Origin of the sequence: Mesorhizobium silamurunense, from assembly GCF_014843825.1 — a bacterium.
Lineage (GTDB): Bacteria > Pseudomonadota > Alphaproteobacteria > Rhizobiales > Rhizobiaceae > Mesorhizobium > Mesorhizobium silamurunense.
In genome coordinates this window covers 1-12,058 of the sequence record NZ_JHQR01000332.1, presented here as the reverse complement: position 1 = coordinate 12,058, position 12,058 = coordinate 1, and the positions used below count along the sequence as shown (strand labels likewise).

Annotated in this window: 12 protein-coding genes and 1 pseudogene; 8 read left to right on the top strand and 5 right to left on the bottom strand. The window is 64.6% G+C overall.

Annotated elements, in window-relative coordinates; translation table 11 throughout:
- Together DH10_RS31670 and DH10_RS31665 are read left to right on the top strand one after the other, a co-directional pair.
- Positions 1 to 466, top strand: a 466-nt coding sequence (locus DH10_RS31670; RefSeq protein ID WP_192385713.1) for a tellurite resistance TerB family protein, incomplete at its 5' end; no start/stop codon positions are given.
- Between the two features lie 294 nt (positions 467 to 760).
- Complete coding sequence (locus tag DH10_RS31665) at positions 761 to 1,513, top strand: SDR family oxidoreductase (protein WP_192252557.1); 753 nt, start codon at positions 761 to 763, stop codon at positions 1,511 to 1,513.
- Positions 1,514 to 1,525: 12 nt separating this feature from the next.
- Here DH10_RS31665 and DH10_RS31660 read toward each other — a convergent pair whose 3' ends face one another.
- A complete protein-coding gene (locus DH10_RS31660) occupies positions 1,526 to 2,710 on the bottom strand; it encodes a pyridoxal phosphate-dependent aminotransferase (RefSeq protein WP_192252445.1) in 1,185 nt (394 codons plus the stop codon).
- 101 nt (positions 2,711 to 2,811) lie between these two features.
- Here DH10_RS31660 and DH10_RS31655 point away from each other — a divergent pair, with 101 nt between their 5' ends.
- Genes DH10_RS31655 through denD form a run of 4 tightly spaced genes read left to right on the top strand, consistent with a single transcriptional unit; the run spans position 2,812 to position 5,766 of the window.
- A complete protein-coding gene (locus DH10_RS31655) occupies positions 2,812 to 3,498 on the top strand; it encodes a GNAT family N-acetyltransferase (RefSeq protein WP_192252559.1) in 687 nt (228 codons plus the stop codon).
- 56 nt (positions 3,499 to 3,554) lie between these two features.
- Positions 3,555 to 4,535, top strand: a complete 981-nt coding sequence (locus DH10_RS31650) for a cation diffusion facilitator family transporter (RefSeq protein WP_192385712.1) — start codon at positions 3,555 to 3,557, stop codon at positions 4,533 to 4,535.
- A 44-nt stretch (positions 4,536 to 4,579) separates the two neighbouring features.
- On the top strand, positions 4,580 to 4,786 hold the full coding sequence (locus DH10_RS31645) for a hypothetical protein (protein ID WP_192252451.1): 207 nt from the start codon (positions 4,580 to 4,582) through the stop codon (positions 4,784 to 4,786).
- A gap of 2 nt (positions 4,787 to 4,788) precedes the next feature.
- Complete coding sequence (gene denD / locus DH10_RS31640; RefSeq protein WP_192252454.1) at positions 4,789 to 5,766, top strand: D-erythronate dehydrogenase; 978 nt, start codon at positions 4,789 to 4,791, stop codon at positions 5,764 to 5,766.
- A 14-nt stretch (positions 5,767 to 5,780) separates the two neighbouring features.
- On the opposite strand, the gene DH10_RS31635 is transcribed toward denD, so the two are convergent.
- The 4 genes from DH10_RS31635 to DH10_RS31620 form a co-directional block, all read right to left on the bottom strand.
- A complete protein-coding gene (locus DH10_RS31635) occupies positions 5,781 to 6,959 on the bottom strand; it encodes a nickel/cobalt transporter (RefSeq protein WP_192252457.1) in 1,179 nt (392 codons plus the stop codon).
- A 6-nt stretch (positions 6,960 to 6,965) separates the two neighbouring features.
- The gene (locus tag DH10_RS31630) at positions 6,966 to 7,634 is read right to left on the bottom strand and encodes a DUF1007 family protein (RefSeq protein WP_192252460.1); all 669 of its coding nucleotides are present in this window, start codon (positions 7,632 to 7,634) and stop codon (positions 6,966 to 6,968) included.
- A 135-nt stretch (positions 7,635 to 7,769) separates the two neighbouring features.
- Complete coding sequence (locus DH10_RS31625) at positions 7,770 to 8,669, bottom strand: LysR family transcriptional regulator (protein ID WP_192252463.1); 900 nt, start codon at positions 8,667 to 8,669, stop codon at positions 7,770 to 7,772.
- A 2-nt stretch (positions 8,670 to 8,671) separates the two neighbouring features.
- Complete coding sequence (locus DH10_RS31620) at positions 8,672 to 9,871, bottom strand: amidase (protein WP_192385711.1); 1,200 nt, start codon at positions 9,869 to 9,871, stop codon at positions 8,672 to 8,674.
- Between the two features lie 541 nt (positions 9,872 to 10,412).
- On the opposite strand from DH10_RS31620, the gene odc2 reads away from it, so the two are divergent.
- Together odc2 and DH10_RS31610 are read left to right on the top strand one after the other, a co-directional pair.
- Positions 10,413 to 11,546 carry an ornithine/lysine decarboxylase gene (odc2, locus tag DH10_RS31615; RefSeq protein WP_192252469.1) on the top strand — a complete coding sequence of 378 codons (1,134 nt, stop codon included), beginning with the start codon at positions 10,413 to 10,415 and terminating at the stop codon, positions 11,544 to 11,546.
- 299 nt (positions 11,547 to 11,845) lie between these two features.
- Positions 11,846 to 12,058 (top strand): annotated as a pseudogene (locus DH10_RS31610) (GNAT family N-acetyltransferase); the annotation flags it as partial.

Genomic DNA, 12,058 nt, shown 5'->3' with positions numbered 1-12,058 from the left:
CAAGAACGGCGCCGAGCCGGCGCAGGCGCCGGCCGCAAGCGAGCCGGAACTGCTGCCGCCGCCGGCCGACACTGCCTTCCATCCCTCGCAGGCGCCGCAAGGCGAGGCCGAATTCACGCTGACGCTGGTGCGGGCGATGATCTCGGCCGCCAAGGCGGACGGCCATGTCGATGACGAGGAGCGACAGAAGATAGCCGACAAGCTCAAGCTTGCCGGCATCGGTGCGGAAGCGGAAAAGTTCCTGATGGCCGAGCTCGAACGTCCGCTCGATCTCGACACGCTGGTCGCGGGCGCCAAGACCGATGCGCAGAAGCTCGAACTCTACACAGCCTCGCGCCTCACCATCGATCCCGACACCCGCACCGAGCGCGGCTATCTCGACCTGCTTGCCGGCCGCCTCGGCCTGCCGGACGCCTTGGTCGATCATGTCGAGGCGACGGTTTCGGCGGCAAAGGCCCCGGCTTGAACCGCGCCCAATCCGCGCTGGTAAATCCGGGTTGGTAAACGCGCCTGTGGCATCCTGCTGATCGTTAATCTTTGGTTAACCCAGCAAGCGCATCATTCTAAGCAGTCGGACCGGCTTATCCTCCTCCCAAGCGCGGTTCAGATGAGGGCGGTCGCCAATGACCGCCCTTTTTGTCGGCCAGCCCTTTTGTCGGTTCGCTCTTTTTGTCGGCAAGAGCCGCTTGCCACGACCCCGATCATTTGCGATGCCACGTCTTCTTCCAGCAGTGACCGGGGAGGGACGACGATGACCGCCATGACAGAGAAAACCGCCATCGTTACCGGCGCCGGCACCGGCATCGGCAAGAGCGTCGCCACCGCGCTCCTCAAGGCCGGTTGGAACACCGTCTTCTGCGGCCGGCGCAAGAAGGTGCTGGAAGAGGCGATCGCCGACGCTGGAAAGACGAGCGCCAAGGCGCTCGCGGTTGCCTGCGATATCAGCAAGGCCGGCGAGGTCGACGATATGTTCGAGACGGTGGTGGAGGCGTTCGGGCGCGTCGACCTGCTCTTCAACAATGCCGGCATGGGCTACAAGTCGACGCTGATCGACGAGATCCCGGTCGAGGTCTGGAACGATGTCGTCGGCGTCAACCTCACCGGCTCGTTCCTGTGCGCCCGCGCTGCCTTCGGAGCGATGCGCCGGCAAAAGCCGACGGGCGGCCGCATCATCAACAACGGCTCGGTGTCGGCCTATGCGCCGCGCCCGGGCTCGGTGCCCTATACGGCGACCAAGCATGCCATCACCGGCCTGACCAAGACGCTGGCGCTCGACGGCCGGCCCTTCGACATCGCCTGCGGCCAGATCGACATCGGCAACGCGCTGACCGAGATGGCGCAGCCGATGACGGTCGGCGTGCCGCAGGCCAACGGCTCGATCGCCGCCGAAGCGGTGATGGATGTCCAGCGCGTCGCCGACGCGGTGCTCCACATGGCCAGCCTGCCGCTCGACGCCAACGTGCTGTTCATGACCGTGATGGCGACGAAGATGCCGTTCGTCGGCCGCGGGTAAGGGGCTGAAGCTCTACTTCTTCAAGAATGCCTCGATCCGCTCCAGCGCGCGCAGGATGTTCTCCTCGGAATTGGCGTAGGAAAGCCTGACATAGCCTTCGCCGAGCACGCCGAAATCGGGACCGCCGATCAACGCGACGCCCGCATCCTCGAGCAGCGCCGAGGCAAGCTTCTTCGCCTTCCAGCCGGTCTTCGACACGTTGGGGAAGGCATAGAAGGCGCCCTTCGGCGTGATGCAGGAAATGCCGGGGAGCGCATTCAGCCCCTCGACCACGATCTTCCGGCGGTTGTCGAAGGCACGCATCATCTTTTCGACGTCGTCCTGCGGGCCGTCTATCGCCGCGATGCCGGCGTATTGGCTCGGCGCGTTGACGCAGGACCAGCAATTGACAGCCAGCTTGCGCACCTTGTCGTAGAGGTGAGCGCCCTTTTCGCCGTTCGGCCAGATCGACCAGCCCATGCGCCAGCCGGTCATCGCCCAGGTCTTCGACCAGCCGTTGAGCACGATCAGCCTGTCGCGGATTTCCGGGAAATTGAGCAGCGAGCAATGCGTCTCGCCGTCATACGTCATGACATCGTAGATCTCGTCGGAGAGGATCGCGATCCCAGGGTGCTTCTCCAGTCCCTTGACCAGCTTCTCGATCTCGGCGCGCGGGGTGACGCCGCCGGTCGGGTTGGCCGGCGAGTTGAGGATCAGGAGCCTGGTCTTCGGCGTGATCAGCGCCAGCGTCTCTTCCGCCGAGAAGGCAAAGCCGTTCTCCTCGCGGATCGGCACCGGAATTGGGGCCGCTCCCGTGAACTCGATCATCGAGCGATAGATGGGAAAGCCGGGGTCCGGATAAAGGATTTCCGCGCCCGGTTCGCCGAACATCAGGATCGCGGCGAACATGGTCGGCTTGCCGCCTGGCAGGATCATCACGTTTTCGGGCGATACCTCGACGCCGGTGGTGGTCAGCGTGCGGCGCACCACCGCCTCGCGGGTGGCAAGCAGCCCGTTGGCGGGCGTATAGCCATGATGGCCGTCGCGCAGCGCCTTGATCGCCGCCTCGACGATGTGCTGGGGCGTCTTGAAGTCGGGCTGGCCGATGCCGAGATTGATGATGTCGCGGCCCTGATGGGCAAGCGCGGTTGCCCGCGCGAGCACCGCAAACGCATTTTCCTCGCCGAGACGGTCGAAGGCCGCGATCGTGTGGAGCATTTTTCCCGTCCCTGTGGTTCTTTCTGTTGGCGAGCGTTTTTGTGAGCGTCCGTCGGCAAATGTCAAACGGATTGGAGTTCCCCGTGTCAGAAAATATTGGGGTGTCGGAAAATCTCAAAGAGTGGCGGCCACGCCCGCGTCCGGAACGCAAAGTGCTCGAAGGCCGCACCGTCAGGCTCGAACCGTTGAGCGCGGCAAAACATGGCGATGGGCTCTACGAGGCGTCGTCGGTTTCGGATGCCGGCGGCCGCTTCGCCTGGCTGCCCGACTATCCGCCAGAAACCCGCGCCGCTTTCCAGCCATGGCTGGACAAGGTCGAGGCGAGCGAGGATCCGCTGTTCTTCGCCGTCATCGACAAGGCGAGTGGCAAGGTCGCCGGTCGCCAGACGCTGATGCGCATCGATGCCGCCAACGGCGTCATCGAGATCGGCAACATCTATTGGGGGCCGCTGATCTCGCGCAAGCCGCAGGCGACCGAGGCGCAGTTCCTGTTCACGAAATATGCCTTCGACGAGCTCGGCTATCGCCGCTACGAATGGAAGTGCAACAACCGAAACGAGCCGTCGAAGCGGGCGGCGGAACGTTTCGGCTTCAAGTTCGAAGGCATTTTCCGCCAGCATCTTGTGGTAAAAGGCGAAAACCGCGATACGGCGTGGTATTCGATTATCGACAAGGAGTGGCCGGCGTTGCGCAAAGCCTATGAGGCCTGGCTCGATCCGACGAATTTCGATGGCGAAGGCCGCCAGAAGCGGCGGCTCGAGGATTTCCGCGCCGAGTTGGGCGCCTAGACCATGATCCCGAAAAGCGGAAACAAGATCATGGTCAGTGAATAGGAGTTTCCAGGATGGCGCACGATCACGCTGCGCATGGGCATAGCCAAGGCGCCGGCCACGTGCATGGCTCGACCGACAAGAAACGGGTGCTGATCGCGGCCTGCCTGACCGGCGGCTTCATGGTCGCAGAGGCGCTCGGCGGCCTGCTCACCGGCTCGCTGGCGCTGCTCGCGGATGCCGGCCACATGCTCGCCGATTCGATCGCGCTTGGCCTCGCCTGGTATGCCTTCCATCTCGCAGGACGTCCGGCCACCGGCCGTCTCACCTATGGTTTCGCGCGCGTGAAAACGCTGGTCGCCTACACCAACGGCATCGCCATTTTCGTCATTGCACTCTGGATCGTCTACGAGGCCTGGGGACGGCTGATGCACCCGACGCCGGTGCTGGGCGGGCCAATGCTTGCGGTGGCGGTGGCAGGCCTGCTGGTCAACATCACCTCCTTCTTCGTGCTGCATGGCGGCGACCGCGAGAGCCTCAACATGCGCGGCGCCATCCTGCATGTGCTGGGCGATCTGCTGGGCTCCGCCGCGGCCATCGTCGCTGCCGTCATCATCCTGGCGACTGGGTGGACGCCGATCGATCCAATCCTCTCCGTGCTGGTGTCGCTGCTCATCCTCTCGACGGCGTGGTCGCTGATGCGCGAGGCCGCGCATGTGCTGCTCGAAGGCGTGCCGGCAAGCCTCGACCGCGACCTGATCGCTAAGGATCTGGAAGCCACGGTCAAAGGCGTGCGCGAGGTGCATCACATGCATGTCTGGTCGCTCGACGGCACCAGCAACATGGCGACGCTGCATGTCTGCCTGAATGACGGCGTCGATCCGCATATGGTGGTGAGCGCCATCAAGAAGCGGCTTGCCGCAGAGCACGGCATCGACCACGTAACGGTCGAGCCTGAGTTCGGCCTGTGCGCCGACAGCCGTGATGAGCACGACCATCACCATGATCACGATCATGCGCATGACGCGCCCCGCGATCGCCGTCTCTATCACTGAGCTGGGCGATGACTTTTGAACTGCCTCGGACCGAAGGGTGAGTGATGGATCGCGAGACGCGTAACGCGGCGATCGCCGCCGCCTGGATACTGCTCCTGTTTGGCCTCGCCGCCTATTTCCTGCCCACCGTCATGCTGGCCGTCGGCAAGATCTCGACGGTCCTGGCAGCTATCATCGCCGCAATTTTCATGGTGGGACTGTTCGTCGTCCTATGGCTGCGCGGGCGCAGCCAGCGCAAGAAGGGTCTGTAGAGATGAGAATTCTGATTACGGGCGCCGCCGGCATGGTGGGCCGCAAGCTGATCGCGCGGCTGGCCAAGGATGGCGCCCTGCGCGGGCGGAAGATGATAACTGCGCTCGACTTGCACGACATCGTGCCGCCGCAGGCGCCGGTGCTTGCAGGCGTCGATGTCTCGATCCACACCGGCGACCTTTCCGCGCCCGGCGCAGCGGCTACGCTCGTCGCTTCCCGTCCGAACGTGATCTTCCACCTTGCCGGCATCGTTTCCGGCGAGGCGGAAGCCAATTTCGATCTCGGCTACCGCGTCAATCTCGACGGCACGCGCGCGCTGTTCGACGCCGTGCGGCTGGCGGGCTTTGCGCCGCGCCTCGTCTTCACCTCGTCGATCGCCGTGTTCGGGGCGCCATTTCCCGAGGTTATCCCGGACGAGTTCCACCCGACGCCGCTTACCTCCTATGGCACGCAAAAGCTGATCAGCGAGGCGCTGCTCGCCGACTACTCGCGACGCGGCTTCTTCGACGGCGTCGGCATCCGGCTGCCGACCATCTGCGTGCGCCCGGGCAAGCCGAACAAGGCGGCGTCGAGCTTCTTCTCCGGCATCATCCGCGAGCCGCTCAGCGGCCAGGAGGCGATACTGCCCGTGCCGCGCTCCGTGCTGCACACACATGCCAGCCCGCGTTCGGCGGTGAATTTCCTGATCCACGCCGCCGGGATCGACGGCGACGCGGTCGGGCCGCGCCGCAACCTCACCATGCCGGGCGTTGCCGTCACCGTCGGCGAGCAGATCGAGGCGCTGGAGCGTATAGCTGGCACCGAGGTCGTGAAACGGATCCGCGAGCAGCCCGACGAGACGATCTGGGCGATCGTCAAGGGCTGGCCGACGCGCTTCGAGGCAAGACGCGCGAGGGAACTGGGTTTTGTCGCCGAGAAGAATTTCGACGAGATCATCCGCGCCCATGTCGAGGACGAACTGGGCGGCAAGATTTCCTGAAAGTTCGGTCGGCTTCAGACGCCGCCCGTCAGGCTGGCCGACAAAAGCAGAAGCCCGACCAGGAAGATGAAGGCCGCGCCGCCGATCTCGACGATCGAGTGGATGCGGTTGCCGATGCGTCCATCGCCGGCGAAATAGACGGCCCAGTTCTTGGCCGTCACCGCGATCGTCGCGAGCGCCGAGACGGTGATCGCGGTGCCGATCGACATCGCCAGCACTGACAGCAGGCCGCCGAGCCAAAGCCCGTTAAGCAGCGCGAAGCTCAAGACGATCAGCGCGCCGGAGCAGGGACGGATGCCGACGGCGGCAACCGCCGACCAGGCGGTCTTCCAGTCGAAGCGGTCGCCTGAAAGCAGCGCCGGATCCGGCGCGTGCGAATGGCCGCAGGTCTCGCAGACTTCGCCTGGGGCATGGTGATGATGCCCAGCGTGATCATGGTCGTGCGCCGCGTGGTCGTGATGGTGCGCGCTGTGATCGTGTGACTCGTGGCTGTACGCATGCGCCGCATGATCATGGTCGTGATGCGCGCGCAATGCGTGGGAATGCGCGTGAGCGTGTGAGTGTCCCGCATGCGAGTGCCCGCCATGCGAATGGCCGGCATGCGCGGCCGAAAGACTGTAGGCCGGACCGGCGCCGAATAGGCGCAGCACGGCCGGGCCAGCCTTGCGCCAAAGCAGCCAGCCGCCAAACAGGGTCACCAGCACAAAGCTCGAGATTTCGAGGAACCATGCCGCCTCGGTCATCGACACCGCGGTGCCGCGCAGCACGAAATAGGCGAGCATCATGACGACGACGGCGGTGAGGCCCTGCAGCAGCGCCGAGACGAAGGACAGCATGATGCCGCGCTTCAGCGCAACCTCGTTGGCGACCATGTAGGAGGAGATCACCGCCTTGCCGTGGCCGGGGCCAGCGGCGTGGAAGATGCCGTAGGCGAAGGAGAGGCCGACCAGCAGCCAGAGCTTGCTGCCGTCCTGACGCATCGCCTTCATCGCGGCTGCCAGGGAATGGTAGAATTCCTGCTGTCGGGCGTTGATCCACATCAGGATGTGAGCGAACGGACCGGAGGCAGTTGGGGCCATGCCGTCATTGGTGCCGATGCCGAGCGAGCTCTGGGCATGGGCGACGCCGGGGAGATGCGTGATCACCAGGGTGGCGGCCGCAAGGCCGAGCGCCAAGCGCAGCGACGGTTTCATCACTGGTTATCCTTCTGGCGGACAGTTCAGTTCGAGCTTGGTGGCGAAGATCTTGCTCATGTCGGTGCCCGTCGGATCGTTGAAGAACGCTTCCGTCAGGGTCTTCTGGTTTTCCTTGATCGCTTCGTCCGGATCGGGACGGATCACCTGCTTTGTGCAGTTCGAGGGCAGGCCCTCGACGGTGAGGTTGGCGTCGTCGGTGAAGTCGATCGCGGTGTAGAAGGTCGGATCGTAGACGCCGATGTCGATCTTGCCGGCGAGCTTGATCGGAGCCTTCGGTTCGGATTCGAACAGGATGATCAACTGGTCGTTGTCGAAATTGGCCATCAGATGCGGCGGCGGGACCATGAGCACGTCCTTGCCGTCCTGCGTGACCAGCTGGAAGTAGTTGAACTCGGCCAGCGAGGAATGGACGGTGTCGGCCACTTCCTTGAGTTCGTTGTCGTCAAGCTTCAGATCGGAGTTCTTGTCGAACTCCATCATCACCGTACTCGAAAAAAGGTCGTCGAAACGCCACAGATGGCGCAGCGCTTTCACACTTTGGTGATCCGGGGAGAGAATCACGTCGAGGCGGGCTTCGGCAAAAACATGCGGATGCACCTCGGCCGGCTCGATCCCCGCAAATGTCGCCGCAAGGGCCGAAGCCAGCATGGTTGCTTGCCGTTTCAAGTGCATTCTGGGCCGCGATTCCATCGACTTCGGGAGTGGACCCCGAGAGTTATCAGAAAGGGGGCGAAATTGGGACGCTCGCTACAGGTCTGTTCTGATGTCGTTGTCCCGGAACCGCCGGACACTTCCGGGCGACATAGATCACGCAGCGTCGCGCGTCCTGAACCAGTGCACCAGGAAATCGACGAAGACGCGGACCTTGGCGGGCAAATAGCGACGGTGCGGGTAGACGGCGAAGATGCCGCTGCCCGAGAGAATTCGATCGTCTAGCACGCTTACCAGTTGGCCGCTCGCGAGGTCGGGCGCGGCGATGAAATCGGGCAGGATGGTGAAACCCAGGCCCGAGACGGCGGCGGCTCTGGCCGCCATCGGACTGTTCACCTCGATCGGACCCGACACGGTGACGCTGACCGAATCCTCGCCGTCGCCCTTGAAGCGCCAGTTGGCTAAAGAGCGGCCATTGGTGTCGACGATGCAGGGCATGTTGGAAAGGTCCTGCGGGCGCGTCGGCAGGCCATGCTTTGCAAGCAGCTCCGGCGACGCGCAAAGCCGCACTGAAAACGGCCCAAGGCGCCTGGCGATCAGCGACGAGTTCTCCAGCCGCGAAATGCGCACGGCGACATCGAAGCCTTCCTCGACCAGGTCGACGAAGCGGTCGTCGAGATGGATGTCGAGCACGATGTCGGGATGCTGCTTGGCAAAGTCGATCAGCGACTGGCCGATCGGCGCGTCGGCGAAGGTGCGCGCCGCCGAGAGCTTGATCCGGCCGCGCACGTCGCCGGAAGATTCGCGTACGGCATCGGCTAGGCTGTCGACCTCGCGCACGATTTCAGAGGCGCGCTGATAATAAGTGTGGCCGGCTTCGGTCAGCGAGAACTGCCGCGTCGTGCGGTTCAACAACAGCGCGCCGAGCTCGTCCTCCAGCTCGCGCACATATTTCGACAGCAGCGCCTTCGAGCGGCCGATCTTGCGCGCGGCGGCCGAAAAGCCTTCGGCCTCGACCACGTCGATGAAGGCGCGCATGCGGGTCAATGTATCCATGGTCAGACCTTTCGTGCCGCGTCGAGAATCCTGCGGCCGAGCCGTATCAGGGCGACGTCGCTGCCGGAAGGGCCCAGCAGCGAAAGGCCGAATGGGGCGCCGTCGACGGAGCCGAGTGGCAAGGTGATCTGCGGGAAGCCCGATAGGCCGGCCAGGCACAAAAGATGCAGCGCCCTTTCGCGATAGGCCTGGAACTGTTCCGGCGTGCTGGTCTTCAGCGGCGCCGCGCCAGGAACGGTCGGCAGAACGAGAAAGCCGTTGTTGCCGAGCAGCGCGCCCAGCTCGGAACGGAAGGCCTGCCGGCGTTCCCGCTCGGCGGCAACCGTGCCGGCATCGATCGTGCGGCCGAAGCCGAAACGCTCGTCGACACCCGGGCCGAGGCCATGGTTGCCTGCCGAGATCCAGCCGCCATGCACCTGCCAGGCCTCAAAGGCCTGCAGTCGGCGGAAGCACCAATAGAGATCGTCCGGGAAAGAGGCAGAGGCGTATTCGGCTTCGGTCGGCGCGCCGATCACGGTGGCGGCAAGCTTCTTCATCCGGTCCAGCTCAGCGGCCTCGGCCGGGCCTGCTACGAAAGCGTCCAGCCAGCGGATCGACAGCGGGCGGTTGAGCGGGTGCAGATGCGGATCGCGGCCGAGAAGCAGCTTGCCGACCGTCTCATAGGTCTCGATGTTGTCGGCGAACCAGCCGAAGGTGTCGAAGCTCGGCGCGAGCTTCATGGCGCCGTCGAGCGAGATGCGGCCATGCGTGGTGCGCAGCCCGATCAGACCGCAGAAGCTCGCCGGCGCGCGGATCGAGCCGCCGGTGTCGGAACCGACGGCGATGTCGGCAAGCCCGCCGGCGACTGCCGCCGCCGAACCGGAGGAAGAGCCGCCGGTCACGCGGTCCGGGGCGGCCGCATTCACCGGAAACGCGAAATGCGAATTCTGGCCGAACAGCGAGAAGGCAAGCTCGTCGGTCTGCGTCTTGCCGACGAATTGCGCGCCGGCGTCGAGGATCATCTGCACGGCCTTGGCCGTCTGAGAGACGGCGTGGGCTTGCTCGAACTTGCGCGGGTTGCCGCAGCCGGTGCGGTAGCCGGCGACGTCGTAAATGTCCTTGACGGCCAGGCGCAGGCCGGCAAGCGGGCCTAATTGCGCATTGGCCACGGGCATTTGGCGCAGATCGAGGAAGGCGTTGAGCGGGCCGTGGGTGCCTGGCATCGTTCGATTTCCGGATACGGTCCACAAACATTGTTCGATGCCGAATTTTTTACAACCGGCGCTTACGATTTTTATTGATTGTGAAACCCTTCGCTCTTATATCGCGCTTGCCCAAAGTCGCACGTGCCTGTGGGTGTCCGCCGATCCTCGAATGGTGAGGGCAACCGGTAAGGTAACTGGAGCCAACCCCTCCAGTCGGTCTCGTGGCCAACCGCCAGACCGAGGACACCTTGAAGCAACGACGGTGCGGGCCTTTCTGGTGTCTGCCGGTCGTCCAAAGACCGGGGTTACTGAAGAGGCACACCTTCATTGCCGGCAGTGCGGACGGGGTCCTCCCATCCAAGCCAAGGCAGACAAAGCGAACCGAGGCCGGGCAAGGCCAGGTTCACCGCCGCGAGACGGCGATTCATGGTTCCGGGGTCTCCACCGGCTGGTTCCATGGATTTTTCGTCCCGCCTTTGTCCACCGCGAGTTCGCGGGGCTGAACGCCCGCGTCCCGCAGCCTTTGTGCGCGCCGCAAGGCGCAGATGGAGAGACCTCGATGGCCACCCAGCGCATCCTTGACTTTCTCGCCACGCGACGTCCGAACGGCCCTTGCCTCGTCGTCGACCTCGATGTCGTGCGCGATAATTTCCGCGCCTTCGAGAAGGCGTTGCCCGATTCCAAGATCTACTATGCGGTGAAAGCAAATCCGGCGCCGGAGATCCTGCGCCTGCTTGCTGCGATGGGCTCGTCCTTCGACACCGCATCCGTTGCCGAGGTTGAGATGGCGATGGACGCCGGCGCGCCGGCCGACCGCATCTCCTTCGGCAACACCATCAAGAAGGAGCGCGACATCCAGCGCGCCTACCAGCTCGGCATCCGCCTCTATGCGGTGGACTGCGTCGAGGAGGTCGAGAAGATCGCCCGCGCTGCCCCCGGCTCGCGCGTGTTCTGCCGCGTGCTCACCGACGGCGAGGGCGCCGAATGGCCGCTGTCGCGCAAGTTCGGCTGCGTGCCGGCGATGGCCGTCGACGTGCTGCGCCATGCCAAGGGTCTCGGGCTCGATGCCTATGGCGTGTCTTTCCATGTCGGCTCGCAGCAGACGGACCTCACGGCCTGGGACCGCGCGCTGGGCGATGCCAAGAAGGTGTTCGCGACGCTCGCCGAGGAAGGCATCGTCTTGAAGATGGTCAACATGGGCGGCGGCTTCCCGACCCGTTACCTGAAGGACGTGCCGGCGGCGCAGGCCTATGGCCAGGCGATCTTCTCGGCGCTGCGCAGGCATTTCGGCAACGCGCTGCCCGAGACGATCATCGAGCCGGGCCGCGGCATGGTCGGCAATGCCGGCGTCATCAAGTCGGAAGTCGTGCTGATTTCGAAGAAGGCCGACAACGACAATGTGCGCTGGGTGTTCCTCGACATCGGCAAGTTCGGCGGCCTCGCCGAGACCATGGACGAGGCGATCCGCTATCCGATCGTCACTCGTCATGACGGCTCGGAGACCGCGCCTTGCGTGCTCGCCGGCCCGACCTGCGATTCGGCCGACGTGCTGTACGAGAAGACGCCTTATCCGCTGCCCTTGTCGCTGACCATCGGCGACGAGGTGCTGATCGAAGGCACCGGCGCCTACACGACCACCTATTCGGCGGTCGCCTTCAACGGCTTCGAGCCTCTCCGATCCTACGTGATCTGACCGGTTCGCAAGGACCGCTCAGATCATCCCAGGTGGGCGCCTGTCGCCCGCCCGGGCTCGCTTGTGGAACAGATCTCCGCTCGTGAAGGATCGCGGAAATGGACATTGCAGACTTCATCGTTGAGGGCGCCGCGCGCCGGGTAATCTCCCCCCTTGAGGGGGAGATGGCCGCGCAGCGGCCAGAGGGGGTGGTCTCGCATAGATCGCCTGCGTCGTCACTCGTGGCGGAAGGGGCCGGCGCTTCACGCGCGGCGACCCCCTCTGTCGCCTTCGGCGACATCTCCCCCTCGAGGGGGGAGATGGCCCGCGCGTTTGCGATCGTCGCCGAAAGCATGGGTGACATGCAGGCGCGCGAAGCGTTGCTCGACCGGGCGATGGGGCCGAAGCGCAGGAAGAAGTCGTCCGAAAAGCTGCGGCGCGGCCGCCGGCCGTCGGAAGGCCTGGCCTTCGTTGCGCGCGATCCGTCGGGCGCGGTCGTCGGCTCCGTTCGGCTGTGGGACGTGACGCTGGGC